Genomic DNA, 25,540 nt, shown 5'->3' on the forward strand with positions numbered 1-25,540 from the left:
TCTCACGCGCCCTGGTGTGCGGTCTCGTGCGCCGCGGCCACCTGCACTGCCTCGCGGCCCTCGACCNAGGCGAGGGCGGCGGCCAGCACGAAGGCGAGGGCGCGGTGCAGCCGGTCCCGGCGGCCGGCCCCGGCGGCGTGGCCGAGGACGGCCTGAGCGCCCGCCATCGTGCCGAGGAGCGGCAGGGCCGCCACCAGGGTCAGCCGCAGGGCGATGCCCTGCGCGGCGACCGCGGCGTCGCCGTAGGGGGCGGCCGCCTCCACGAACAGCGCCATCGCGAAGGCCGCGAGCAGGCTGGAGCCGGTGGCGGGCAGCGCGAGGGTCAGGGCCTCGGCGAGGGCCCCGCGCCCGATCCGGCCCCCGGGCCAGCGGATCGACACCCGGTCCGCCTCCCGCGCCCGGGCGAAGTGCAGGCCGTAGGCGGCCGCCCCCGCGAGCTGCGCGCCGATCGCCGCCCAGCCGGCGCCGACGGTGCCGAGGCCGCAGACCCGGATCAGCACCGCGTCGAGCAGGATGTTGAGGCCGAAGCTGCCGACCATGACGGCGCCGCTGAGGCGCGCGTGGCCCTGGGCGCGCACGACGAAGCCGCCGACGATCATCACCAGCATCAGGGCCGTGCCGACCGTGGCCAGCGCCGTGTAGGGCGCGGCCTCGGCGGCGAGGGCGGCATCGGCACCGAGGAGCCGCAGCCAGAACGGCGTGTCGGCCACGATCGCGGCCGTCACGGCGAGCCCGGCCGGCAGGCTCAGCCAGAAGCCCAGGCCGGCGGCGGCCGCGGCCCGGTCGCGGTCCCCCGACCCGAGGGCGCGGGAGACCTGGGAGGCCGCCGCGATCCCGGCCCCGTAGCCGAGCGCCGCGACCAGCAGCGTCACCGGGTACGCCAGCGCGATGGTGGCGATCGCGGCGGCGCCGAGATCGGCCACGAACCACGCGTTGACCAGCATCTGCAGCGCGTGGGCCGAGATGCCGAGGATCGCCGGCCCCGACAGTCGCAGGACCAGGGCGACGACCCGGTCCTGGTCGAGATCGACCGGCCGCCTCACGGGGCCGCGGCGGCCGAGCGGATCACCGCCCGGGCGGCCCGCTCCTCGCCGAGGATCGTCTCCGCGATGGCGCCGGCCCGCACGGGCAGGATCGACAGCAGCGTCTCGGTCAGCCCGTGGGTCGGCTCGCTGAAACCCTGGAGGTGCAGGCTCACCCGGGGCTCGGCGCGCTCCAGCGGCAGGCGGTAGTGCCGGTCCGCGGTGTCGCCGGCGAGGAACGGGCGCACGGGCTCGAGCAGCGCCGGCATCGCGGCGCGCTGGTATCCGGTGGCGCAGATCACGGCCGCGTAGCTCTGCCGCTCGGTGGTCCCGTCGACGTCGTCGCGCAGGGTCGCGCCCAGGCCCTCCGCGTCCGGCTCCAGCGCCACGACCCGGGTGCTGCGCCGCAGCCGGAAGCGGGTCACCCCGCTCACCGTCTGCTCGTAGAGGGTGGCGTAGAAGTCCTGGATCAGGTCGGCGTCGACCACCGCGTAGTTGGTGGCGCGATGGGCGGCGATCAGCTCCGCCCGGACCGGCGCCGGGGCGTCGTGGATCCGGTCGACGGAGGCCGGGTCGAAGATCTCGTTGACGAAGGGGCTGTCGTCGGCGGGCTTCAGGGCGGGCCCGCGGATCGCGAGGTCGACGACCGCCCGCGGGTAGCGCGCGCCGAGATCGGTGACGATCTCCACGGCGCTCTGGCCGCCGCCCACCACCAGGATGCGGCGCTCGGGCCCGTCCAGGCGCGGCGCCCCGAGGGCCTGCGCGATCCCCGGCAGGTACCAGGAGGAGTGGATCAGCCGCCGGTCCCGCGCGTGGGCCGCGAAGGGGGCGGGGATCGCCGGATCGCCGCCCGCCGCCACGACGAGGTGCCGGCAGCGGCGCAGGCGGCGCGTCCCGGCCCCGTGCCGGGCCTCGACCACGAAGGCGGCGAGCCGACCGTCGCGGATCTCCGGCCGCACGGCCTCGACGGTCTCGCCGTACGCGACCGCGTCCGAGAACTGGTCCGCCGCCCAGGCGAGATAGTCGTTGTACTCGACGCGGGACGGGGTGAACGTCTTGAGGTTGAGGAAGGTGCTGAGCCGCCCCTTCACGTGCAGGTAGTTGAGGAAGCTGAACGGGCTCGTCGGGTCGCGCAGGGACACGAGGTCCTTCACGAAGCTGATCTGCATGTCGGCGCCGGGCAGCATCATCGCCCGGTGCCAGCCGAACCGGTCCTGCCGCTCGATGAACCGCAGGGACGGCCGCGGCGGCCCGTCGCCCATCGCGTCCCGGAGGGCGATGGCCAGGGACAGGTTGGCCGGGCCGAAGCCGATCCCGATGATGTCGTCGGTCGCGGGGTGATCCGTCATCACGCGCATCTCTGTTCGTGGAGGGTTGTCTCGTCGGGCACGGCGGGGGGCCGCGGCGCGGCGTCGGCGGCGGCCGCCCCCGGCACCCAGAGCCGGTCGCGCACGAAGTGCTCGCGCGACAGCGCGACCAGGGCCGCGCGCTTGTGGGGGAAGTCCACGGTGGCGATCGTCGCGAAGCCGGAGGCGTGGAGGTTCCGGATCTGCTGGGCGTGATCGGCCCGCGGCTCTCCGACGATGCGCTGCGTCCGCGGCTCGTCGAGGAACAGGTAGTGCATCAGCGACGGCAGCCAGGCCGACAGCGCGGGCCGCCCGCGGACGGACGCGTCGCCGATCGCGACGTGCCAGCCGCGGTCGTAGGGGCCGGCCTCGTACAGCGGCCCGAGGCGGCTCTCCCGCGCCCAGTACAGTTCGAAATAGCCGAAGGGCCTGCCGTCGAGGCAGCCGAACAGCGGCAGCGTCGCGGGGCCGGCCTGGAGCGCGGCGATGTAGGCGGCGTGCGCCTCCAGGGTGCCGGTCTCCTGCCAGATCGCGGCGACCCGGGGATCGTTCATCCAGCCCGAGAACAGGGCGACGTCGCCGGGCTCCGTCATCGTGCGGAAGCTCAGGCGCCGGCCGAGCCAGGGGATCGCCCGCGCGTAGACCGTGCCGGCGGGCGTCCGGGGCCGCAGCGGGTGGCGGCGGCCGGCCGTGGCGGTGAACAGCTCGGGGAAGGGCGGCCGGGCCTTCGGGAGCCAGCGGGCGGCGCATTGCCAGAGGAGCCCCGGCAGGATCTCGACACCGTCGCCGGCGGGCCGCGCCGCGCCGAGCTCGAGCAGCCGTCCAGACGTCGCCGGATCGGCCGCGACGCCGATGCGCAGGACCTGCGTGTCCCTCACGGCCGGCCGATCCAGGCCGCGCGCAGTACCCGGACGGGCGCCGCCGGAGCGGGTCTCCGGACGGGCGCGGGTGGGACCGCGTCGGTGCCCCCCCTATCGACCGCCACCGCGCGGGCGAGTGCGGCGGCCAGGGGCGCGTAATCGGCCAGATGCACGCCGTCCCGGTGGAGGCCCGCGCCGGCGAGGCCGCCGGCACCGGATCGCCACGGCGCGAACGGGTCGAAGAAGGCGTGGCCCCCCGCGGCGCAGAGCGCGGCCAGGCGATCCGAGAAGGCCGCGACGGCGGCGGGATCCCGGCCGGTCGCCCCGGCACCGATCGGCGGGATCGCGGCGACGAGGACCTGCGCCGCCCAGGCCTCCAGGCGGCGCAGGATGCCCCGGACGTCGGCCTCGAACCGGTCGACCACCCGGGCCCGCTCGGGATGCCGCCAGCGCTGGATGTCGTTGGTGCCGATGATCAGCACCGCGGCCGCGCAGCGGACCGGAACGCGCAGCGCCGCGAGCTGGCGGCCGCAATCGGCCGCGGTGCTGCCGCCCACCGCGATGTTGATGCAGGTCCGCCCGCCGAGATCCGGCGCGCCGACGAACTCCGCGTGGGAATTGCCGGCGAGCAGCACGCTGCCGGGCTCGGCCGCCCGGAGCGCCGCGCGGATGCCGGCGCGCCGCTCGGCGAAGCGGTGCCCGACGATCCGCCTGTGCCGCCAGTGCCGGGCCGCAGTCTCGATCCAGTGGGTGCCCATGGCAGTCCTGATCAGGCGTGAGGAGGCGGCCGCTCCCGGACGGCCGGGACCGGGGGACGACGGGCCGGCCCGTCGCCCGGCCACCGGAGACAGCGGGCCGCGGGCGGCCGAACGACTTGCCGCCGCGCATCGAAGCGCGAGAAACACTTTGGAAATACGATCCAATACATCGGACCAACGCACCCTTCTATATGTGGGAAAAAGTCACACGTCAATTGCCGCGCGGTCGCGATCCGGCGGAGGCGCCCGTCCGGACGCCTTCCGGTGGCCGCGCCGCCGCGCTACCTCGGGGATCGCGGGGCGCCGTCGGTCGCCCGGAAGCGTCGGGGTGCCAGGATGGCCAGCGAGATGATCAGGGACCGGGTCTTCATCGTCACGGGCGCGGGCTCGGGCCTCGGGGAGGCGGCGGCGCGGGGCCTCGCGGCGGCGGGGGCCCGGGTGGTCGTGGCCGAGATCGCCCGGGAGGCCGGCGCCCGGGTGGCGGCGGATCTCGGAGCGCAGGCCCGCTTCGCCGAGACGGACGTCACACGCGAGGCGGACGGCGCGGCGGCGGTCCGGACGGCGCTCGACGCGTTCGGGCACCTCCACGGGCTCGTGAACTGTGCCGGCATCGCGCCCGGGGAGAAGGTGGTCGGCCGCGACGGGCCGCACCGGCTCGACAGCTTCGCCCGGGCGGTCTCGGTCAACCTCGTGGGCACGTTCAACATGATCCGGCTGGCCACCGACGCCATCGCCCGCGAGGCGCCGGACGCGGCGGGCGCCCGGGGCGTGATCGTCAACACCGCCTCGATCGCGGCCTTCGACGGCCAGATCGGGCAGGCCGCCTACGCGGCCTCGAAGGGCGGGGTGGTCTCGATGACCCTGCCGATCGCCCGGGAGCTGGCCCGGCACGGCATCCGGGTCGTGACGATCGCGCCCGGCATCTTCGAGACGCCCATGATGGCGGGCCTGCCCCAGGAGGTGCAGGACACGCTCGGCCGGAGCGTGCCCTTCCCGCCGCGGCTCGGCCGGCCGGCGGAGTACGCCGCCCTGGTCCGGCACATCTGCGAGAATCCGATGCTGAACGGCGAGACGATCCGCCTCGACGGGGCCCTGCGGATGCCGCCGCGGTGAGGGCGAAGCGGGGTGTCGGGGCGCTGCCCCGACACCCCGCCAAAGGGCTCGCCCTTTGAGATCCCCGGACCAGGGATCAACCGATCGACACGCTGGTCAGCACCTCGGCGGCGCGGCGGACCTCGGCGGCGATCATCTCCTCGCTCGGGCCGTCGATCGGCATGTCCGACAGGATCGCCGCCACGTCGCGCTTCACGTCCTCGCGGATCTCCGGGTTCTCCTCGGAGAGGCGCCCGATCAGGACGCCCAGCACGATCTCCAGGGCGGAGAGCTTGGCGTGCAGGCGCGTGAACTCGTCCAGCGGCTCGGGCTCGTTCGCGGTCATGGTCGGCTCCATGTCGGGTGGCTCGGTCCCTCATACAGGCGGAGCGGCGGGCCGCGCCATCCGGGGACCGGGCGGCTTTTTTTCCCGCATGGCAGCAACCGTATCTCCGGAGCCGACGTTTCACGCTCCCGTGAACGAACCCGCGAAGGGACACCCCGCCATGATCACCCGTCTCACCGCCGCAGCCGGCCTCCTCGCCCTCTCCACCGGCCTCGCCCTGGCCCAGACGCCCACCGCGACCCCCGCCGAGCCCGCCTCCAAGGCCGACAGCAACCTGAAGGAGTGGCAGGTCGCCAAGGTCGCCAAGGTCGGCCTCGCCCAGGCGCTCACCACCGCCGAGTCGCAGGGCGACGAGAAGGGCGGCCGCGCCATCGACGCCGATTTCGAGAAGGCCGGCAGCAAGGACCCGGCCCACTACGCGATCAAGGTCGTGTACCCGAGCGGCAAGCTCGTCGAGTACGGCATCAACGCCGATACGGGCGCGCTCTACAAGACCGAGAACCAGCCGTTCGAGCGCTACTTCACCCGCCTGAAGGCCTCCGACTTCCAGAACGCCAAGACCTCCCTGAAGGACGCGCTCGCCATCGCCGAGCAGAAGGCCGGCGGCGGCAAGGCCTACGAGGCCGAGGTCGAGAAGGACGGCTCCGCGGTCCAGTACGAGATCAAGGTCGCCGGCGCCGACAAGGAGCAGGAGGTCAAGGTCGGACCGGACGGGAAGGTCCTGAACTGAGCTGATCCCGGCCGCGCTGGTGAGCCATCGGCGCGGCCGCTGCATCCTGTCGCCCCACCCGCTGCGGAGCCGAACCGCCCCCGCGGCGCTTCCCTTCCTGCAGGCGGCCCGACGGCCGCGGACGGGGAGGGCGGCATGGATCCGGGCGCGCAGGACACCGACGGCCGTCTCGGCCGGCCCCACACCCGGGTCGAGGGTCCCGACAAGGTCACGGGCCGGGCTCTCTACAGCTCCGACCGCACCGGCCCGGATCGGGACACCGCCCACGCCGCCCTGGTGACCAGCACCATCGCCCGGGGCCGGATCACCGGGTTCGACCTCGCGACGGCGGAGCGGGTGCCGGGACTCCTCCGGATCTTCACTTACCGGGATTTTTCCGGCGCGGTCGCCCCGGTCAAGCACCTGATGGCCGGCGGCTACGCCAACAGCTCGCACCGGCCGCTCGATTCCGACGCGGTGGCCTATGCCGGCCAGATCGTGGCCCTCGTGGTGGCCGAGACCCAGGAGGCCGCCGAGGCGGCGGCGGGTGCTGTGAAAGTCTCCTACGCGGCCGAGCCCGCCGCCGGCGGCTTCGACGCGCCCGGCGCCGAGACCGTGCGCCTCGCCGACCTGAAAGCCCAGCACGCGGATATCGAACGGGGCGATGCCGGGGCCGGGTTTCAGGACGCGGCTATCCGCATCGAGGCGCGCTACGAGACCCCGGTCCAGCACCACAACCCGATCGAGCTGTTCACCACCCGGGCCGCCTGGGAGGGCGAAAGGCTCACCGTGCACGAGCCGACCCGCTACGTCGGCGCCGTGCAGCACGGGCTCGCGGCGCAGCTCGGGCTCGATCCCGCGAACGTGCGGGTGGTGGCGGGCCTGATCGGCGGCCATTTCGGCTCGAAATTCGCGCTGTCGCAGCACACCGCGCTGGTCGCGCTCGCGGCCAAGCGCCTCGGCCGGCCGGTCTCCCTGGTGCCGAGCCGGCGGCAATGCTTCACCATCGCCAATTACCGGCCGGAATCGCGCCACCGGATCCGCCTCGGCGCCGAAAGGTCGGGCCGGTTCACCGCCCTCGTCCACGAGGCCGAGACCGTGACGTCGCGCTTCGACCCCTTCGTCATGGAGGGCGCGGAGGTGACCGCGAGCCTCTATGCCTGCCCGAACATCCGCACCGAGGAGCGGGCCGTGCGGGTCGACCGCAACACGCCCGGCCCGATGCGGGCGCCCCCGGAGGTGCCGTTCCTGTTCGCCCTGGAGAGCGCCGTCGACGAGATGGCGGTGGCCCTCGGCATGGACCCGATCGAACTGCGCCGGCGCAACGATACGGCGGTCGATCCGGTCTCGGGACAGCCGTTCTCGACCCGGCCGCTGATGGCCTGCTTCGAGGCGGGCGCCAAGGCCTTCGGATGGCCGCGCCGGGCGCCGCGCCCGGGTTCGATGCGCGAAGGGCCTTGGCGGGTCGGCCTCGGCTGCGCGACCTCGGTGCGCCCTGTGAAGATCGCCGCCGCGACGATGCGGGTCCGGCTCGGCCCGGATGGCGCCGCAGAGGTGTCTTGCGCGCATCACGAGATCGGCAACGGCATCACCACGCTGCTCGCGATGGGCGCGGCGGACGGGCTCGGCGTGCCGGTGGAGCGGGTGACGGTCCGGCTCGGCGACACGGACCTGCCGGCGGCCGGCATCTCGGGCGGGTCGAGCACGACCACCAGCCTGATGAGCGCCCTGGCGCTCGGCTGCCGGCAGATCCGCGAGACCCTGGCGCAGGCCGCGACCGGGCAGGGCGGGCGCCTCGCCGGCCGGGATCCGGGCAGCCTTCGCCTCGCGGGCGGCCGGCTCGCGGCGCCGGACGGGACCGGGATCGCGCTTCGCGACGCCATCGGCCCCGAGGGCGTCGAGACGATCGCGGCGTTCGTGCCGGCGGGCGGCGACCGGGAGAAGGCGCTCGCGGGCCTGCGGCGGGGCCATATCGGGCTCACCCTCGGCGGGGGCGGCAAGGCCGTGTCCTGGGGCTTCGGCGCGCAGTTCGCGGAGGTCCATATCCATGCCGAGACCGGGGAGATCCGGGTGGCCCGGCTCACCGGCGCCTTCGCGGCAGGGCGGATCCTCAACCCGCTGACCGCCAAGAGTCAGCTCATAGGCGGGATGATCTGGGGGCTCGGCTCGGCTCTGCTCGAAGAGACGGTGCTCGACGGCGCCGCCTACCGCAACCCGGATCTGGCCGAGTATCTCGTCCCTACGGCGGCCGACGCGCCGGAGGTGGAGGCGCTGCTGGTGCCCGATCCCGACGACCGGGTCGACGCGCTGGGGCTGAAGGGCCTGGGCGAGCTCGGCATCATCGGGGTGAACGCGGCGATCGCCAATGCCGTCCACCACGCCACCGGCCGCCGGATCCGCAGCCTGCCGATCCGGCTGGAGGATGTGGCGTGAGGGAGTAGTCTCTCCTCCCCCGGCGATCCTGGGCTTGCCCGGGATCGCTCAAGCTTGCGGGGAGGAGTCTGGGGATCGCAGATCCCGCGTGGGTGTGGGGCCGGATGAGGCTCGGTGGTTCCTTCTGAACCATCCCCACCCCCAATCCCTCCCCGCAAGGGGGAGGGGAATATCGGACGCGCTTGCCCGCCGCCTACTCCATCGTCGGCGCGAGCTTCTTCACGCTTGCCACGTCCTCGCCGAGCCACGCCGCGTTCTTGGCGGTGCCGTCGAAGGTCGCGCTCGTCTTGAACAGCTCGTACTTGCCCTCCAGCGCGTAGGGCTTCGAGCGCGACAGCAGCTCGGCCACCGTGGCCTTGTCCATCGGCTGGAAGGTCTTCACCGCCTCGAAGGCTTGGTCGAGGTCGCGCTGGTTCTGGATGCCGGTGATCACCACCGAGACCGGCAGGTTCAGCGAGAAGTGCAGGTACTCGAGCGGCTTGATCGGCGCGTCCGCCTTCAGGATCACCCCGTCGCCGAAGGTCTTCATGGCGAGCGGCGCGATGCCGTTCTGCACGAGGTAGGGCAGGACGAGGTGGCTGAACGAGCGGAAATGCGCGTCCATCACGTTGACGGGCATCTGCACGGAATCGAAGTGGAAGCCGCGCTCGGCGGCGACCTCCAGCATCTGCAGGTGGATGCGCGGGTCCTTGTGGCCGGTGAAGCCGATGTAGCGCAGCTTGCCCTGCTTCTTCGCCTCCAGGAAGCCCTCCATGGCGCCGCCCTCGGCGAAGACCCGGTCCGGGTCGTCGTAGCGCAGGATCTCGTGGTGCTGGACGAGGTCGATCCGGTCCGTGCGCAGGCGCAGGAGCGACTGGTCGATCTGCTTGAGCGCCTCCTCCTTGGTCCGCCCGTCCATCTTGGACATCAGGAAGACCTTGTCGCGGTAGCCGCCCTGGGCGAGCGCCGCGCCCATGCGCAGCTCGGAGCGCCCGTCGTTGTAGTCCCAGCAATTGTCCATGAAGGTGATGCCGCGGTCGATCCCGGCATGGATCAGCCGCGTCGCCTCGTCGTCGGTCACCGCGCTCTTGCCGAGGTGGAACCCGCCCATCCCGATCGCCGAGATTTTTTCCGACGTCTTCCCGAAGGTCCGGTAGAGCATCTCGCCCCGGCGCTCGCCGGGATCGGTGACGAAGGGCAGGTCGGCCGGGTCCTGCGGCCGGGTGTTGGGGAGCGCGGGGGCGTTCACGGCCGCACCCGCGCTGCCGGCGCCCGCGAGGCCCGCACCGAGCACGGCGCCCTGTAGAAAGCTGCGGCGTTCCATCGGCTGTCTCCGTTCGCGAATGTCGGGGTGAGGGGAGGTAATGCGTCGGGCCGGGTCATCGTTCGGTCTCCGCGGCGAGGCGTCCTGCCGCGTGGAGCAGGCGCAGGGCGGCACAGGCGGCGCCGTAGCCGTTGTCGATGTTGACCACCGTGATGCCGGGCGCGCAGCTCGCCAGCACGGCCTCGAGGGCCGCCCGGCCGCCCGCGGCGACGCCGTAGCCCACGGAGGTCGGAACCGCGATCACCGCGCCCGCCACGAGACCGCCGACGACGCTGGGCAAGGCCGCGTCCATGCCGGCGGCGACGATCACCACGGGGTGCGCCCGGATTTCCTCCAGGCGCGTGGTCAGCCGCCACAGGCCGGCGACGCCGACATCGGCGAAGAGCGAGGCCGCCCGGCCGCCATAGGCGAGCACCCGCAGGGCCTCGCGGGCGACCGGCACGTCCGAGGTGCCGGCCGCCACCACGGCGACCCGGGCCGGGCCGGTGATCCGCGGGCCTTCGCCGAACACCGCGGTGCGCGAGACCGGGCAGTAGTCGAGCCGGGCGGCCGCATGGAGCCGGTCGCGCTTCTCCGGATCGAGGCGGGTGAGGAGGAGGGAGGCGCCCCGGGCGCGCGCGGCGTCCAGGATCGCGTCGATCTGCTCCGGGCTCTTGCCGGCGCAGAAGATCGCCTCCTCCAGCCCGATCCGCTCGGACCGGGCGAAATCGAGGGTGAATTCTTCGGAGATGCTCACGGCCGGGCTTCCGTCCGATCGACCAGGAAGGCGCTGCCGACCCGGTAGGGCGCGAACCGGACCGGACCGGCGAGGCGCGCCGGCGCGAGGTTCCGGATGTCCGCCCCGAGCGTTTCGCGATCCGCGGCGTCGAGGGCCGCCAGGCTACCGGGATCGAGCTCCACCACCACGCCCTCGGCGCGCACCCGGCACCGGACTGCCCGTCCGGCTCCGCCGATCGCCAGCGCCCCGCCGACCAGCCGCTCGACCGCGTGGATGAAGCCCAAAATCTCCGGCTCGATCGCGATGCCGGTCTCGACCCGGCTCGACAGGCAGGGCGCCGCCGGCAGCTCCGCGACGGCGCCGAGGCCGAGGTCGCGGGCGAGCGCCCGCACAGTGGCCTTGTCGAACCCGGCCTCCACGTAGGGGTGGCGCACGCCGTGCTCCCGGGCGGCGTCGAGGCCGGGGCGGTACTCCCCGAGGTCGTCGCGGTTGGCGCCCGAGAGGATCTGCCGGTCGGTCACCCGCCGGACCGCGCCGTAGAGGTTGGTCTTGCAGAAGAAGCAGCGGTTGACCGGGTTCGCCCGGTAGGCCGGGTCGGCGAACTCGCCGGCCTCGATCACCCGCAAGGACCAGCCCTCGCGGGCGGCCTCGGCGCGCACCCGGTCGGTCGCCTCCCCGGGCACGGCCGGCGAGACCGCGTGGACCATGAGGGCCGCCCCCGGCGCCCGCCGGTGGGCCAGGGTGGCGAGCGTCAGGCTGTCGACCCCGCCGCTCACCGCCACCGCGACGGGCCCGAGCCCGGCGAGGACCGTTTCGAGATGCTGGCGCGTCACCGCTCCTCCTGCTCCTGTTCCAGCGCGCGCCGCTCGGCCTCGCGGCGCAGGGCCGCCCGCGCGGCGTGGCCCGCGTGATCGCGGGCATCGTCGGCCTCGGCCTTGGCGGTGCGTCCGCCGGGGCGGTCGACCACCTTCACCCGGACCGGACGGCCCGCCTGCTCCACCGTGCGGGATTCGCGGTCGAGCACCGCGCCCTCCACGTGGTGGTAACGCAGGCCGATCGTGGTGGTCTCCCGGAAGCAGGCCGCGATCGCCGCCTCCAGGCTCTCCGGCCGCACCAGGGCCTGGATATGGGCCGTCATCCGGCCCTTCTTGCCGAGGACCGGCGCCTGCACGACGTCGAGCACCCCCGGCTCAGCGCGCAAGCGGTCGAGGCCCAGGGCGAGGTCCTCGCCCGACTGGTCGTCGACCTCGAAGGCGATCACCGCGAGGTCCCGCCGGCCCGGGCGGGGCGCGGCCTCCTCCAGCACCAGGGCGCGCAGGCAGTTGCTCAGGCCCGGCAGCACCTTCGTGCCGAAGCCGATGCCGGTGCGCCCGAGGATGCCCCGGGGCCGGCCCCGCCCGGGATCGTCGCCGCAGAGGTGGCGCAGGATCGCCGCGCCGGTGGGGGTGACGCGCTCGCCGGGAATCCCGTCGTCGAGGGTGGGAAAGCCTGCGAGCAGCAGCGTCGTGGCGGGCGCCGGGACGGGGAGGGGGCCGTGCTGGGTCCGCACCCGGCCGGAGCCCAGCGGCAGGGCCGAGACGCTCCAGCTCCGCGCCTCCAGGGCGGCGATCAGGTGGGCGGCCGCCACGATGTCGGCGATCGAGTCGAAGGCGCCGACCTCGTGGAACGCCACCGCGTCGACCGCGATGCCGTGGACGCGGGCTTCCGCCGCGGCGAGGTGCCCGAAGATGCCGAGCGCGTGCGCACGCACCGAAGGCGCGAGATCCGCGTCCGTCAGCGCGGCGCGGATCTCCGACCACGGCCGGTGGCCGTGATGGTGCGCGTGGCCGTGGTCGTGCTCATGGCCGTGCTCATGGCCGTGCTGATGACCGTGCTGATGACCGTGCTGATGACCGTGATCGTGGGGATGCGGATGGTCGTGCCGCCCGGGATGCTCGTGCCGGTGCGGCGCGGGCCCGGGCTCCGCCCCGGGCGCCGACACGGCGAAGCGCGCGCCGCTGAGGATCCCGTCGTTGTGCGCCCGGACCGCGCAGGCGATGCGCGCGTCGACCGCCCGGACGCTGGCGGACACGCCGGCCTGATGCTCGGGGAAGGCGTCCAGCAGGGCGGCGGCGAACATGTCGCCGGCGACGCCGCCGAGCGCGTCGAGGTGGATGTGCATCGTGTGTCGCGCGGGCGCCCGTGGCGTGTGACAGGTCCGCCTCAGATCGTCCGCGGCCGCCCGGCGGCAAGGCGCGCGCGACCCGCGCCGCCGCGGCGTATCGCCCGCGCCGCTCAGGAGAGCTGCAGGTAGGCCGGATCGAACAGCCCGCGCTCCCGCAGCCCGTCGAGATCGCGGATCGTCAGGCGGCGGCTGCGCAGGACGACGAGGCCGCCGGTGCGCAGCTCCTTCAGGGTGCGGTTGATGTGCACACTCGTCTGGCCGAGGGCGTCCGCGAGGTCGGGCTGGGTCACCGGCATCGGCAGCGTCGTCCCGTCCGCGAGGCCGACCCGCGTCAGCCGCAGGTGCAGCTCGCAGAACAGGTGCGCCAGCCGCTCGATCGCCGAGCGACGGCCGACGCTGGCGATCCACTCGCGGTGGATCGCCGTGGCGGCGAGCAGTTCCCGCCACAGGCACTCCTCGACGGCGGGCCGGCCGCGGACCGCGTCGCCGATCTGCTCCGGGGCGATCCGCGCGACGGTGACGGGCGTCAGCGCGCCGATGGCGTGGTCCATGCGCGCCCGGCGGAACGCGAAGGGATCGCACAGGTCGCCCGGCAGGAGCAGCGCGACGATCGCGCGCCGGCCGTCCGGGAACTGCTTGTACCGGCAGGCCCAGCCGTCGAGGATCAGGTGCGTGTGGTACGGGTCGCTGAGTGCGACGTGCTGCATGCCGTCCATCCGCCCCCCGCGCGCCGTCAGGACATCAGGCCGGCGAGCTTGAGCCCCGCCGCCAGCAGGACGGCGACCGCGCTCAAGATGCATTCGAGCGGGATGGATTGCCAGAGGTCCGGCGTCGCCGCCGCGGGCTCGGCGCGTTGCGCAATATCGTTCATCGGGCTTCCTCTCGGGCGCGCTGATCTGCCGTCGGCGGTCCCGTTCCCGGCACGATACCCGGGTCGGCATCAGGGCACGCGCGAGGGCGGGCGACCGCAGGGGGGCGGGCGCCGTCGCGCCCGTCCGCAGCGTCCCGCGCGACGGTGCCGCCGAGGGCATCTTTGAAATAATGAGGCACGGATATTTCTATCGGCAGGGGGCCAAACCGTCGTCCGAACATCGAAGTCCGGATCTTCTTGATCGGCTTGTGCCTGCAGCAGAAAAACGTGCGCCAACCTGTGTTAAGTCGGCGCCGTGGCCCGCGACGCGCCGCTTGCCAGGATGGCCGGGCGGAGCGCTATTCCGCGGCGGCGCCCACCGTGTCGGCCATGCGCGCCCGGCGGGTACCCAGCGGTTGCGGGGCGCCGACGGTGGTGTCCTCGGCGGTCTGGTGTTCCATCTCGGCGTTCAGCTGGGCGCCGACCAGCACGATCATGGTCGAGAGCCAGATCCAGGTCATGAAGCCGATCGCCGCGCCGAGCGAGCCGTAGGTCTTGTTGTAGCTGCCGAAATGGGCGACGTACCAGGAGAACAGCAGCGACGCGACGATCCACAGCACGGCCGCGAGGGCGCCCCCGGGCGTGACCCAGCGCCAGCGCGGCGCGTCCCGGCTCGGCCCGTAGCGGTAGAGCAGGGCGAGGCCGAACAGCACCGCCACGAGCAGTACCGGCCAGCGCAGCAAGGTCAGCCACCACGCGTCGGTGCCGAGCCCGACATAGGCGAGCACCACCGGCAGCACCACGACCGCGGCCAGCGCCAGGATGAGAAACAGCAGCGCCCCCGCGGTGAAGCCGAGGGAGACGAGGTTGAGGACGAGAAAATTACGCTTCTCGCGCTCATTGTAGACGAGGTTGAGCGCGTCGAAGACGTGCTTCACGCCGCCATTGGCGCTCCAGATCGACAGGACGATGCCGAAGAGCAGGCTGAACCCGAGGGTGGTGTTGCCCTGCTCGTTCAGGCGCTTGACCTGATCACCGATGATCTCCAGCGCCCCCTGGGGCAGGATGCCCTGGAGGCTGGCGAGCTGGTCGTTGATGGTCGAGGCGTCGGCCACGAGCCCGTAGCACGAGACCAGGGCCGCCACCGCGGGGAAGATCGCCAGCAGCGTGAAGAAGGTGACGCCGGCCGCGATCAGCGACAGGCGGTTCTCGCCGACGTCGTGATAGGCGCGCAGCGCGATGTCCTTCCAGCCCTTGGCGGGGATCTCGGTCGGCGTCGAGGCCTGCCGGCCGCGATCGGCCTCGGTCCGGGCGACGGCGTGGGCCTCGCGCCCCGCATGCGCGGGCGACGTCCGGCGCGCGCCGTCCCNGTGACGCTGGCGCGGCGCACGGCGACCGGCATGGCCGGCGTCCTGCGCGTCGGCTACATGGATTTCGCGATCAACGGCCGTCTGCCGGAGCTGGTCCGCGCCTTCAGCGAGGTGCGACCGGCGATCCGGCTGGAGCTGTCGCACGTGCCCTCGCAATCCCAGCGCGAGGCCCTGCTCAACGACCGCATCGACGTCGGCTTCACGCTCAGGCCCGCCGACGACCGGACCGAATGCCCGACACCGAAGGCTCACCGCTCCTCGATCCCGTCGCGGACGTCGCAGAGGAGGCCGGGGACGAGACCCGCTTCGGCCTGCCGGAGGCCGTGCGGGCCCATCTCGGCACCCTGCTCGGCCGCACCTACGAGCGGATCGACCAGGATTCGGGCGGCGCCGCGAACCCCTTCGCCGACCTGCTCGCGCGCCTGGAGGCCGCCCTCGCGCAGGCAGAGGGCGAGCGGGACAGGACCTTCCGCGCCGGCCTTCTGGAGGTGGTGCCGGCGCTGCACCGGTTCGCGGTCTCGCTGACGCGCGACCCGGCCGCGGCGGACGATCTCGTGCAGGACACCCTGCTGCGCGGCTGGCGCGGCCGCGGCGGCTTCACCCCCGGGACCAACCTGGAGGCGTGGCTGTTCACGATCCTCCGCAACGTCTTCTACAGCCAGCACCGCAAGCAGGGCCGCGAGGTCGCCGACACCGACGGCAACTACGCCGAGCGGCTGACCAGCATCCCCGAGCAGGGGGGCCATCTCGACCTGCAGGACGTGCGCGCGGCCCTCGACCGCCTCGCGCCGGTGATGCGCGAGGCGCTGGTCCTCGTGGCGATCGAGAACCTGAGCTACGAGGAGGCCGCCGTCGTCATGAACTGCCGGATCGGCACCGTGAAGAGCCGGGTCTGGCGCGCCCGCGAGCAGCTCGCGCGCATGCTCGGCTACGGCGGCGACGAGATCGGCAGCGACGGGGTCATGCTGTCCGTGACCGGCACCTCGGCCTGATCGCGACGATTCTCACGATCGAATACGCCAATTCGACACTTCGACGGCCGTATTCGCCAGCAAATTGACTTAGGTGAAAGCGCCCGGGCCGCCGCCTGGGCGATATGGAGCGGGTTGGGTCGATCCGTCGACTCGGCCGGGCTCCCATCGGTGTGACATCCCCCCGATCCACCGATGGGAGCCTCTTCACCGGCAGCCGCGGCGGAAGCGCGGGCCGGACGCCCCGCCCCGGATCTCAGGTCGAGCCGCCCCGATCCGCGTCGAGCTGCAGCAGCAGCTCCGCCAGCCGGGGATCCAGCGCCTCGTCGATCACCGGATCGTACAGCGCCCGCATCTGGCGGCCGAGCCGCACGCGCGTCTGCGCGTCGAGGATCGGGCCGCCCGCGATGGGCACCACCCGCAGGGCGGAGGGTGCCGCGCCGGGGGCGTAGCGCTCGGTCGGTCTCGGGGCGGCGCGGCGGTGGTCAGGCCGGTGTTCGGCCCGGTGTTCGGGATGAGGCATGCCCTCTACATCGGCCCGCACCCCCGCCACGGCAACCACCGGATCACGCGATGGCACGTCCGATGGCAGGTCCGGCGGCAGGTCCGGCGGCGCGTCGCCGTCGGCCTCAGGCATCGTCCTCGGGGGCGAAGACCTCGCCCTTCTCGGCCAGCACGGTGTTGGCCGCGTCGCGGGCCAGCTCGTCCCGGTCGGCCGCGGGATCGGGGCGGCCGAGGGCCCGCGCCAGGGCTCCGTCCCAGCNGGACCGTGCCGCTCGAGCCCGTGCAGGAGGGCGCGGAAGCGGCGCAGGGTCTCCCGGGGCACGCCGACCCGCTCGTTGACGGTGAGCCCGGTCACCTCCTGGTGCCGGCCGCGGCGCATCACCCGGGTCTTGTCCGGATGGACGGTGAAGCCCTCCCCGGCGACGATGGCGTGGACGTACTTGAGCAGCGCACCGACCTTCCCGGCGGCCTCGCCGGAGGCCGAGAAGGTCAGGTCGTCGGCGTAGCGCGTGTAGGTGAAGCCGAGGCTGCCGGCGAGGCCGGCGAGCCGGGCGTCGAGCCGGGTGCAGACGAGGTTGGTGAGCGCCGGGCTCGTCGGCGCGCCCTGCGGCAATCGGCGGGGTCCCCGGGCGGCGTAGAGGCGGGCGCCGTCGATCTCGACCGCGTCCACGTCCGGCTCGGTGCAGAGCAGCGCCAGCACGGTCGCCACCGGCTCGGCGTAGCCCAGGCCCCGGAACTTCCCCTTGATCCGCCGGTAATCGAGGCTCGGGAAGAAGTCCTTGAGGTCGAGATTGACCACGACGTCCCGCCCGACATGGGCGGCCGCGTTGGTGACGATCGAGCGGCCGGGCACGAAGCCGTGGGCCGCCGGGTGCACGGGGACGTGGGCGAGGAGCGCGTCGAGGATCCAGTACTGCGCCCGCTTCAGGCGCGGCATCGGCGCCGAGATGCGGCGCAGCCCGCCGGCCTTCTTGGGGATGGTGAAGCGCCGGTAATGGCTCACCGTGCTGAGCGCCCGGTCGTAGGCGAGGAAGCGCAGCTCGCCGAGGCCGATCCCCATGGCCTCGGCCAGCGCCTTCGGGCTCGCCAGGGGCGGGAGACCGGGGGCGGGCCCCCGCCCCGGAGCGTCCGCGTTCGTGTCCGCGTTCGCGAGGCCGGCCGAGACGCCGTCGCCGAGATGGAGGATCTCCGCCTCCCGGCGCGCGTGCCACGCCTGCGCCCGCGCGTGGCGGTCGCGGGCGTTGCGCAGCTTGGTCTCGCGCCGCCGCTCCAGCGCCGCCGTCTTGCGCCGGCGATGCATCTCCTTGAGGGCGGCCTCGGGGTCGCGCCAAGCCGCTTCCCGCCGGTGCAGGTCGGCGAGGGCGCGGGCGATCTCGCCGCGGCGGCGGATCAGGTCGTCCGGCGGGTTGGGCTGCGCTTCCCCGTCCGGCCAGAAGCCGAGCCGGATCATCTCCTCGAGGATGACCTCGTCCTTCGAGCTCTCGCGGATCCGGTCGTAGAGCTGCTGGCGGGTCAGGCTGCCGGGCTGCTCGCTCATCGGCGGCCTCCGGCGCGGGCGGCGGGAGGCGGGACGCGGGCGGGCGTGACGGGGGACGTCGGCCGGGATGCCTTCGTCAAGTCTCGGGACTGGCCCGGTCCACTCGACGCCGGCACGACCACCGGTGCGCGTTTGGGTTCAGCGAACCCAAACCGCGAACGCGCACCGGTGGTCAGTGCCGGCCCAGTGAAGAGCGGGCCAGTGACGCTTTGCCGGGCAGGGTGCAGGGACGGCGAATCGCCGCCCGAAATGCAAGGTCCGCCCCGGCCGACGCCCCCTGTCGCGGTCAGGATAGGCCAGGCGCGCGGCCGCATCAATCGGGCCCGCCTCACGCCTGCCACCGCGCGGGCTTGCCCTCGACTTGGGCGTGGACGAGGCGGCGCACGGCCAGCATGTGCTCGCAGGGCCCCCGGGTCAGCCGGTTGTGGGTGTAGAAGCCGCACTGGCAGCTGCCGCCGACCATGCGGTCGTCGGAATCGAGCTCCACCGCGGGCGTCAGGCTCCGGCCGTCGTCCAGCACGGTCCCGCTCAGGCGCCGCCTGTCGCCGGCCGGCTCGACGGGCCCGAGGGTGACCAGTCCGGCCGCCAGGAACCGGTCGGCCCTGGCCTCCTGCTCGGAGGCGAAGCGCAGGGCGCCCGGCGCCAGCGGCTCCCGCGTCAGCTCCCGCAGGCGGTAGACCCGCTTGTCGAGGTCGAACATGGCGCGGCCCGCCTGCACGTAGCCGCCGAGCGCCGCCTCCACGGTCGACCGGTCGAGGCCGGTCTCGGCGGCGAGCTGGCCGGTATCGGCGGCGTGGTGGCGCCGGAGCGCCGCGAAGACCCGGGCGGCGGTGTCGGCGTCGACGTCGGCCCGGGGCGCGAGCAGGTCGAACTGCCCGGCCCGGGACCAGTCGTTGGCGGTCCAGCCCGACAGGCCGAGGGTGAAGCGCAGGCCGCCGAAATCCACCACCGCGAAGGCGGGCAGCCCGGTTCCGAGGAGGTGCAGCCGCACCGACCGGGCGAGCGGGAGGGTCCGGGCCAGGATCGCGAGGCGGCGCCGGCCCCACAGGCGGATCTCCGCGGCCTCGCTCCCGCGGTAGATCGAGCGCCGGAAGGTCAGCCGCTCGTTCCAGGGCTCGATCAGCACGCTGACCGGCCGGCCGGGCTCGAGCAGGAACCGCAGGGAGCGCGGGCCGTGGCGCTCCCGGCGCGCGGCGAGGCGGGTCAGGATCGCGTGCATGTCGACCGGGTGCAGGTCCACCGCGTGGGCGGGCTGCGCCATGGCGCTCGACACCTGCAGGAAGCCCCGCATCCAGGAATCGGGCAGGTCGATCTTGTCCTCGCGGTAGGCGGCCTCGCCGGAGGTCTGGACCGCGAAGCCGGTCGGGTCGATCGCCAGCTCGGTGTCGCGGTAGCTGCGGATCTTCTGGAACTCGTCGTAGAGGGCGTGGCTGTAGTCGATGTTGGTCGTGCCGCAGGCCATGTCGCCGATGCGCGCGAACGTGTCGTGGTCGCAGGACAGGCGCCCGTAGCTCGACTCGTCGAGGCTGAACGCCTCGAAGAAGATCTCGTCCGGGTGGACGGTGATGACCGGGTCGAGCACGATCCAGGCGTCGAGGTTCTCCCGGTAGAGGTAGTCGAAGTACCGCTTCCGCGCGTCGTAGAACGACCGCATCACAGCGTCGGAGCGGGCCGCGATGTCCCGGCTCTCGGCGCGCAGGGCCTCGATCCAGGCGCGCAGGCCGTCCTTCTCGGCGAGGGCCTCGGCCAGCAGCTCCTGCTCGTGGGCCTGGAGCCACGCGAAGTAGGCGGTGCGGTCCTTCGGCTTGAAGCGCAGGTCCGACACGACGACGTGGTGCAGGGCGGAGATCGCCTCCCGGAACGGCAGGTGCCGCGCCACCGTCCCGGCGAAGTAGGTCGGCTCGCGCAGGGTGTCGGGGACGAAGCCGAGCCGGGTCGCGTCCGCGTCCGAGACGGCCCGGCTCTCGCCGAGGTAGCGATGGACGAAGTTCATCGGGCCTCTTCCGAGACGGAGACGGGTCCCCGCGCCTCCGGCGGGCGCCGGAGGAGGGGCACGGCGAGATCGGGATGCGCGTCGGCGACGTCGCGCAGGGTCAGGATCGCGGCGCTGCGGTCCCGGGCCGTGCCGCTCAGGGTCAGGTCGGCGAAGAGGGGCAGCAGCGCCTCGGCGCGGGCGCGGCTGCGCAGGGCCTCGGCCCGGAGGAAGGCGGCCATCCGGTCCTTGGCGACCCGGCCGCGCAGCACCTGCAGCATCACGATGCGGGCGAGGGGGATCAGCCGCGCGAAGGCCGCCTCGCTCGCCACGGCCTGCTCGGTCAGGAGCTCGGTGAGCAGGAGGTGCATCGACGGGGCGGGGTGCTCCAGGAGGCGCAGGACCTGCGCCTCCGCGTCCTCGGGCCGGAGCCGGCCGCGCAGGAGGTGGCGGGCGAGGGCCAGGACCTCCGGCTTGACGCTGTCGGTGACGACGGCGAGCGCCTCGGGCGTCCAGGCGGCCTCCGGCCAGGAATCAAAGAGGCCGCGGGCGAAGGCGAGGGTGTCGGGCCAGTCGCTCTCCACGAGGCGCACGGCCTCGGCCGCCGCGGCCTGGAACCGGGCCGGGTCGGCCGCGATGGCCGCCATCGCCCAGTCCCGCACCGCCCGGTACGGGTGGCCGCCGAGCCGGGCGATCTGACGGACGCTGAGGGCCTCGGGGCGCCGGTCCGGCAGGAGGGCGGCGCCGAGGCGGCGGGCGCCGTCGGCCCGCGCCTGCAGCAGGCGCCACAGGGTGCCGTCGTCGAGGGCGGCGCATTCCCCCGGCAGGGCCTCGCGCAGCAGGGCCACGGTGTCGGCCGCGTAGGCGTCGTCGGGCGCCGCGCGGAACAGGCTGCCGATCAGCTCCCGGGCGAGGCGGGGGGCTGCGCCCGGATCCGCCGCGACGAGGCGCGCCACCAGGGKCCGGGCGCAGCCCCCCGNCGGCGAGCTCGCCGGGCGTCATCGCGCCGATCTCGGCGCCGGCCGCCACGAGCCGCTGCGCCATCGCCCGGTCGTAGGCCGGCCGCGCCTCCGAATCGAGGGCCGCGAGGCCGAGCACGCGGGTCCGCTGGCCGGAGAGCGCCCGCACCTGCTCGACCAGGGCGGCCTCGCTCGCGCCCTCGTAGAAGTCGGAGACCAGGACCACGATCGCCCGCTCCGGCGCGGTGATCAGCCCGGCCGCGTAGCGCAGGGCGCCGCCGATATCGGTGCCGCCGCCGAGCTGGACCTTCATGAGCAGCTCGCAGGCGTCGTCGCAGTCGCGGGTCAGGTCCACCACCGCCGTGTCGAAGGCGACCAAGTGGGTGCGGATGCCGGGGAGCTTCCACAGGCAGGCGGCCATCACCGAGGCGTGGATCACCGAATCGAGCATCGACCCGCTCTGGTCGACGAGCAGGATCACCTGCCAGGGCCGCATCTGCCGCCGGTTCCGGGCGAAGAAGTGCAGCCGCTCGACGGTGACCCGCCGGCTCTCGGGATCGTAGTGGCGCAGGTTGTCGCGGATCGTCCGGTTCAGGTCGAGGTCGCGGGCGCCGGGCAGGCGCGTGTGCCGCCGCCGGTCGAGCACCCCCGAGAACGCCACCGCGAGGTCGCGGGCCAGCCGCTCCATCAGCTGCCGGACCACCTCCTGCACGAGCCTGCGGGCCATCACCAGCACGTCGGGCGCCATCAGGTGCTTGGTGCGCAGGACCGCCTTCAGCAGGGTCTCGTTCGGCTCGACCCGGGCCAGCACCTCGGGGTTCGTGACCACGGCGTCGATGGCGTAGAGCTCGATCGCGTCGCGCTCCAGCCGCTCGATCGTCTCGCGGGGGAAGAGCGTGTGGACCGCGTTGATCCAGCCCGGCACCGTCAGGGTCGAGCCCTCGCGGCCGCCCTGGCGCCGTTCCCCCCGCGCCGCGCCGGCGGCGTCGCGGCCGTAGAGCCAGTCGAGCGCCTGATCCATGGCCGCCGCGTCCCCCGACAGGGCGCAGCCGGCCCCCGCGCAGGCGGAATCCGCCGCCTCGCCGAGGATGAGCCGCCAGCGCGTGACCGGGTCGAGGCTCACCGCAGCCGCGTCCCGGCCAGGAGGCTCGGCCCGCGCAGGAGCTCGCTCGCCGTGACCGGCGCGAGCTCCCCGAAGGTCCGCTGGCCCGGATCCGTCCGGTTGCTCCAGGGCGAGCCGAGGGTCAGCTCGCCGAGGGTCTGCTCCCGGTCCTCGAACTCGACCGCGCCGGTGAACAGGCCCTCCGAGAAGGTCAGCGACGCCTGGCCGGCGGCGCCGCCCGGGAAGGTCACGGCGCGCTCGATCCACCACACCACCCCGGCATCCTGCGGCGCCCCGAGGGGCCAGCCCCGGGCGGCCATGCCGCGCAGGCGGTTGGCCTCCACCACGGTCCCGGCGAAGCGGTCGGTCGTGGCGGCGGCCGCCTCGGTCTCCGTGAAGGCGTAGGTCTCGCGGGCGAGCTGCGGGAAGGGCTGGACGATCTCGTAGTCGCCGAACAGCGCCCCCCAGGCGGCCAGCGCCCCGGATTCGAGCTGCAGGGGATGGACGAGGCCGATCAGGCCCGGGGCCGCCCCGGTCAGGTCGAGGTCGAGCGGCGCGTCGTCGGCATCCGTGAAGGTCAGGTCCTCGGCCACCCGGAAGGTCAGGCCCGGTCCGGTCCGCGGGTCGGCATCCGCGAAGGTGGCCCAGACGAGGCGCTGGGCGAGGTGGCGCACGAGCGGGTGCGCGGCGAAGCAGGGGCCGAACACCGTCGGCTGGGCCCGGCGGGCGCCGGCGAGCATCGCCTCCAGGCGGGCCACCTGCAGGCTCGCCACGGCCCGCGCGTCCTTCTTCAGGGCACCCCAGCGGGCCACCGCCGCCGCGGCCTTGCCGGCGTCGTCGGCCTTGGCGGGCTTGGGCAGGTCCTTGAGCCTCTGGCCGGCGGCGTCCCGGACCCAGGGCTTCAGGGTCTCGTCGAACCCGACCCGGAACCCGCGGGGGCCGAAATCGAGGTCGAGGCCGCCGCGCTCGTCGAGGTCGAGGTCGGGGGCGAGCCTGTCGGCGAGCTCCTCGGCGGTGAGGCCGCGGGCCTCGGCGAGCTGGGCGATCTTCTGCCGGGCCTTCTCCTGGAGCCCCTTGAACTTCAGCTTCTCGGCGATGCCGTTGAGGTTCATCAGCGCCACGTCGGTGCCGATATCGACCAGCACGTCGAGACCGGTGACCGCGCGGGCATGGGCGGCCTCGCCGGGCCAGCGGCGGATCAGCCGGGTCAGGTCGCGGGCCGTGGCGTCGGTGCCGAACCAGCCCAGCGCGCGCAGGGCCCAGCCGTCCTTGGAGGGCGTCCCGGCGGCGATCCAGGCGGAGAACAGGTCCCACGCGAAGGCCGCGAGACTCGCCTCGGTGCAGGCCTCGCGCACGATCGGCACGCCGGCGTAGACGGCGTCCGGGTTGGTGAAGGACAGCATCTCGCAGAGGGTCAGGATCGCGGCGTCCGGCAGGGCGGTCCCGTCCCGCAGGCGCGGGCGGGTCAGCATCGCCGGCACGACCCAGGCGGGCGGCTTGCCGACCTTGGCGGGGACGCGGGCGAGGGGATCGCGGTCGAGCACCTGCGCGACCGCCTCGGTCACGTCCGGTGCCTGGTCCGCGTAGCGCGCCGCCACGGAAGCGATGATGGCGCGGCCGTCCGCCCGGTCCCGCGCCAGCACGCGCAGGGCGTGCTCGCCNACCGGCCCGGACGCCTGCGCCGGTTCGGGCTTCCGGGCCGCGGCTGCGGCTGCGACCGGGGCTGCGACCGGGGCTGCGGCCGCAGCCCCGGCGGGAGCCGATCCCTCGGCACGGACGTAGCCCTTGGCGGTCTTCTCGCGGACGAGCTTGTCCTTCTCCTTCACGGCCGCGGCCGCGTCGGCGCAGGTCTTCTCCTTGCTCTGGCCCTGGGTGCCGAGGCGCCCGAAGCGGACGGTGAGCGTCGGGCCGGAGACGCCGACTTCCCAGAACTTGGCCGCGCTGCCCTCGACCAGCTCGTAGCGTTCCATGGGCTGTCTCCCTCTCACGCGTCGCCGGCGGCGGCGAGCAGGCTGGGCGTCCGCAGGACCTCGCTCGCGGTCACCGGGTCGAGGTCGCCGAACCGGTGGGTCGCCGCGGCGCGCCAGCCGGTCTCGGACAGGGTCAGGGTCCGCAGCGTCTGGGTCCCGTCGCCCTCCGGGCCGGGCCGGCGCCAGAACCCGTCCTCGAATCGGAGGACCGCGACGAGGCGGGTGCCGTCGGGCAGCGCGACCGGGCGCTGCACCGCCTGGACGTGCTCGCCCCCCGCGTCGGTCGACCAGCCCTGGGGCCGCAGCCCCCGCAGGCGGCGGCCGCCCACCCGGACCCCGTCGAAGCGGCGGCTCTCGGCGGCGCCCCGCTCAGCCTCGGTGAACGCGAAGGTCTCGCGGGCGAGCTGCGGGAAGGGCTGGGCGATCTCGTAATCGGCGAACAGGCCGCTCCAGGCGGTCCGTTCCTCCGGGTCTAGGTGCAGGGGATGGACGAGGCCGACCACGCCCTCCGCCGCCGCGACGTCGAGGGCGAGGGCGTCGTCCGCGGCGTCGGTCGGCGCGAGATCCTCCGCGAGGCGGAAGACGTTCCCCGGCGGCGTCGCGGGCGCGGCGTCCGGGTAGAGGCCCCAGACGAGCCGCGCGGCGAGGTGGCGGATCAGCGGGTGGGCAGCGAAGAACGGCCAGAACACCCCGGGGGCGACGCGGCGCTGGGACGCCAGCATCGCCTCGAGCCGGGTGACCTGCAGGCCGGCCGCCGCCTCCGCGTCCTTGCGCAGGGCCGCCCAGTGCCGGGACGCCGCCTTGGCGGCTTCGGGATCGTCCGCCTTGGTCGGGCGGGGCAGGGCGGCGAGCCGCCGGCCCTCGGCGTCGCGCAGGACGGGCTTTAGGGTCTCGTCGAAGCCGACCCGGAACCGGCGCTCACCGAAGGACAGGTCGAGCCCGCCGCGCGCGTCGAGGCCGAGATCGGGGGAGAGCCGGTCTGCGAGGTCGACCTCGTCGAGGCCGCGGGCCTCGGCGGCCTCGACGATGGCGGCGCGGGCGGCCTCGCGCAGCTGCTGCAGCGGGCTCTTCTCGGCGATGGCGCTGAGGTTCATCAGCGCCACGTCTGTGCCGATCCCGGCGAGCACGGCGATGCCGGCCTTGCCGCGCGGCTTGAGGCCGGCCTGCCCCCAGGCGCGGATCTGCCGGGTGAGGTCGCGGGCGGCATGGTCGCCGCCGATCAGGGCCAGCGCCAGCATCGCCCAATCCCCCGTCGCCTTGGCGCCGGCCGCGATCCACGCCTGGAACAGCGCGACCGCGAAGGCGTCGAGGCTCTCCGGCGTGCAGGCGGCGCGAACCTGGGCGACGCCCGCGTAGGGCGTCAGCGGGTCCGAGAAGGCGAGCATCTCGCACAGGGCGGTGACGGCGGCGTCGGGCAGGGCGCCCCCGCTCCGCAGGACCGGGCGGGGCAGGGCGGCGGGAACCACCCAGTCCGGGAGCTTCGGCGGCTTGGACGGCGCCTGCTCCAGCGGGTCGCTGTCGACGCCGGCGGCCACCGCCTCGGGCACGCCGGGA

The 25,540-nt window shown here is 74.2% G+C and carries 22 protein-coding genes and 1 pseudogene; 5 read left to right on the forward strand and 18 right to left on the reverse strand.

Features of this window, described 5'->3' with window-relative positions:
* Nucleotides 1-2: 2 nt before the first annotated feature.
* Genes MMR14E_RS11545 through MMR14E_RS11560 form a run of 4 tightly spaced genes read right to left on the reverse strand, consistent with a single transcriptional unit; the run spans nt 3 to nt 3,986 of the window.
* Nucleotides 3-1,043, reverse strand: coding sequence for an MATE family efflux transporter (locus MMR14E_RS11545; RefSeq protein WP_331314349.1), 1,041 nt, complete (start codon nt 1,041-1,043; stop codon nt 3-5).
* A complete protein-coding gene (locus MMR14E_RS11550) occupies nt 1,040-2,371 on the reverse strand; it encodes a lysine N(6)-hydroxylase/L-ornithine N(5)-oxygenase family protein (RefSeq protein ID WP_331314351.1) in 1,332 nt (443 codons plus the stop codon). Before MMR14E_RS11550 ends, MMR14E_RS11545 begins: the two co-directional genes overlap by 4 nt.
* Entirely contained in the window at nt 2,371-3,246 is an 876-nt protein-coding gene (locus MMR14E_RS11555) for a GNAT family N-acetyltransferase (protein ID WP_331314353.1), read from the reverse strand. Before MMR14E_RS11555 ends, MMR14E_RS11550 begins: the two co-directional genes overlap by 1 nt.
* Nucleotides 3,243-3,986 (reverse strand): SGNH/GDSL hydrolase family protein, encoded by a 744-nt coding sequence (locus MMR14E_RS11560; RefSeq protein ID WP_331314355.1) that lies wholly within the window; start codon nt 3,984-3,986, stop codon nt 3,243-3,245. The genes MMR14E_RS11555 and MMR14E_RS11560 overlap by 4 nt, the downstream gene beginning before the upstream one ends.
* 348 nt (nt 3,987-4,334) lie before the next feature.
* Between MMR14E_RS11560 and MMR14E_RS11565 the strand changes: the two genes are divergently transcribed.
* On the forward strand, nt 4,335-5,099 hold the full coding sequence (locus MMR14E_RS11565) for an SDR family NAD(P)-dependent oxidoreductase (RefSeq protein ID WP_331314357.1): 765 nt from the start codon (nt 4,335-4,337) through the stop codon (nt 5,097-5,099).
* A 76-nt stretch (nt 5,100-5,175) separates the two neighbouring features.
* Here the strand turns inward: MMR14E_RS11565 and MMR14E_RS11570 are convergent, their stop codons facing one another.
* Complete coding sequence (locus MMR14E_RS11570; RefSeq protein ID WP_331314359.1) at nt 5,176-5,424, reverse strand: hypothetical protein; 249 nt, start codon at nt 5,422-5,424, stop codon at nt 5,176-5,178.
* 160 nt (nt 5,425-5,584) lie between these two features.
* Between MMR14E_RS11570 and MMR14E_RS11575 the strand changes: the two genes are divergently transcribed.
* Nucleotides 5,585-6,154 (forward strand): PepSY domain-containing protein, encoded by a 570-nt coding sequence (locus MMR14E_RS11575; RefSeq protein ID WP_331314360.1) that lies wholly within the window; start codon nt 5,585-5,587, stop codon nt 6,152-6,154.
* Nucleotides 6,155-6,289: 135 nt separating this feature from the next.
* Nucleotides 6,290-8,566, forward strand: coding sequence for a xanthine dehydrogenase family protein molybdopterin-binding subunit (locus tag MMR14E_RS11580; RefSeq protein WP_331314362.1), 2,277 nt, complete (start codon nt 6,290-6,292; stop codon nt 8,564-8,566).
* 193 nt (nt 8,567-8,759) lie between these two features.
* Here the strand turns inward: MMR14E_RS11580 and MMR14E_RS11585 are convergent, their stop codons facing one another.
* The 7 genes from MMR14E_RS11585 to MMR14E_RS11615 all read right to left on the reverse strand — a co-directional run bounded on the left by MMR14E_RS11585 (nt 8,760) and on the right by MMR14E_RS11615 (nt 15,034).
* Nucleotides 8,760-9,869 carry an aldo/keto reductase gene (locus MMR14E_RS11585; protein WP_331314364.1) on the reverse strand — a complete coding sequence of 370 codons (1,110 nt, stop codon included), beginning with the start codon at nt 9,867-9,869 and terminating at the stop codon, nt 8,760-8,762.
* Nucleotides 9,870-9,924: 55 nt separating this feature from the next.
* Nucleotides 9,925-10,605, reverse strand: a complete 681-nt coding sequence (gene larB / locus MMR14E_RS11590; protein ID WP_331314366.1) for a nickel pincer cofactor biosynthesis protein LarB — start codon at nt 10,603-10,605, stop codon at nt 9,925-9,927.
* Nucleotides 10,602-11,420, reverse strand: coding sequence for an adenine nucleotide alpha hydrolase (locus tag MMR14E_RS11595; RefSeq protein WP_331314368.1), 819 nt, complete (start codon nt 11,418-11,420; stop codon nt 10,602-10,604). Before MMR14E_RS11595 ends, larB begins: the two co-directional genes overlap by 4 nt.
* On the reverse strand, nt 11,417-12,748 hold the full coding sequence (locus tag MMR14E_RS11600) for a LarC family nickel insertion protein (RefSeq protein ID WP_331314370.1): 1,332 nt from the start codon (nt 12,746-12,748) through the stop codon (nt 11,417-11,419). Before MMR14E_RS11600 ends, MMR14E_RS11595 begins: the two co-directional genes overlap by 4 nt.
* Before the next feature lie 113 nt (nt 12,749-12,861).
* On the reverse strand, nt 12,862-13,458 hold the full coding sequence (locus MMR14E_RS11605; RefSeq protein ID WP_331314372.1) for a Crp/Fnr family transcriptional regulator: 597 nt from the start codon (nt 13,456-13,458) through the stop codon (nt 12,862-12,864).
* Between the two features lie 26 nt (nt 13,459-13,484).
* Nucleotides 13,485-13,622 (reverse strand): hypothetical protein, encoded by a 138-nt coding sequence (locus MMR14E_RS11610; protein WP_164706365.1) that lies wholly within the window; start codon nt 13,620-13,622, stop codon nt 13,485-13,487.
* 338 nt (nt 13,623-13,960) lie between these two features.
* Nucleotides 13,961-15,034 (reverse strand): YihY/virulence factor BrkB family protein, encoded by a 1,074-nt coding sequence (locus MMR14E_RS11615; protein WP_331314426.1) that lies wholly within the window; start codon nt 15,032-15,034, stop codon nt 13,961-13,963.
* On the opposite strand from MMR14E_RS11615, the pseudogene MMR14E_RS29230 reads away from it, so the two are divergent.
* Both MMR14E_RS29230 and MMR14E_RS11620 read left to right on the forward strand, forming a co-directional pair.
* Nucleotides 15,029-15,133: pseudogene (locus tag MMR14E_RS29230) on the forward strand (LysR family transcriptional regulator); the annotation flags it as partial. The gene MMR14E_RS11615 and the pseudogene MMR14E_RS29230 sit on opposite strands and share 6 nt — an antisense overlap.
* Before the next feature lie 68 nt (nt 15,134-15,201).
* The gene (locus MMR14E_RS11620) at nt 15,202-15,963 is read left to right on the forward strand and encodes a sigma-70 family RNA polymerase sigma factor (protein ID WP_331314374.1); all 762 of its coding nucleotides are present in this window, start codon (nt 15,202-15,204) and stop codon (nt 15,961-15,963) included.
* 235 nt (nt 15,964-16,198) lie between these two features.
* Here the strand turns inward: MMR14E_RS11620 and MMR14E_RS11625 are convergent, their stop codons facing one another.
* The 6 genes from MMR14E_RS11625 to MMR14E_RS11650 all read right to left on the reverse strand — a co-directional run bounded on the left by MMR14E_RS11625 (nt 16,199) and on the right by MMR14E_RS11650 (nt 25,533).
* Nucleotides 16,199-17,983 carry a reverse transcriptase domain-containing protein gene (locus MMR14E_RS11625; protein ID WP_331314376.1) on the reverse strand — a complete coding sequence of 595 codons (1,785 nt, stop codon included), beginning with the start codon at nt 17,981-17,983 and terminating at the stop codon, nt 16,199-16,201.
* Nucleotides 17,984-18,311: 328 nt separating this feature from the next.
* On the reverse strand, nt 18,312-19,976 hold the full coding sequence (locus MMR14E_RS11630) for an SWIM zinc finger family protein (RefSeq protein ID WP_331314378.1): 1,665 nt from the start codon (nt 19,974-19,976) through the stop codon (nt 18,312-18,314).
* Nucleotides 19,973-20,602, reverse strand: a complete 630-nt coding sequence (locus MMR14E_RS11635; protein WP_331314380.1) for a hypothetical protein — start codon at nt 20,600-20,602, stop codon at nt 19,973-19,975. Before MMR14E_RS11635 ends, MMR14E_RS11630 begins: the two co-directional genes overlap by 4 nt.
* Nucleotides 20,490-22,037: a VWA domain-containing protein gene (locus MMR14E_RS11640; RefSeq protein ID WP_331314382.1), complete on the reverse strand. Its 1,548-nt coding sequence runs from the start codon at nt 22,035-22,037 to the stop codon at nt 20,490-20,492. Before MMR14E_RS11640 ends, MMR14E_RS11635 begins: the two co-directional genes overlap by 113 nt.
* Nucleotides 22,034-23,986, reverse strand: coding sequence for a DUF4132 domain-containing protein (locus MMR14E_RS11645; protein WP_331314383.1), 1,953 nt, complete (start codon nt 23,984-23,986; stop codon nt 22,034-22,036). Before MMR14E_RS11645 ends, MMR14E_RS11640 begins: the two co-directional genes overlap by 4 nt.
* A gap of 14 nt (nt 23,987-24,000) precedes the next feature.
* The gene (locus MMR14E_RS11650; protein WP_331314384.1) at nt 24,001-25,533 is read right to left on the reverse strand and encodes a DUF4132 domain-containing protein; all 1,533 of its coding nucleotides are present in this window, start codon (nt 25,531-25,533) and stop codon (nt 24,001-24,003) included.
* Nucleotides 25,534-25,540: the final 7 nt, after the last annotated feature.

It is taken from the genome of Methylobacterium mesophilicum, assembly GCF_036441335.1.
GTDB classification, from domain to species: Bacteria; Pseudomonadota; Alphaproteobacteria; order Rhizobiales; family Beijerinckiaceae; genus Methylobacterium; species Methylobacterium mesophilicum_B.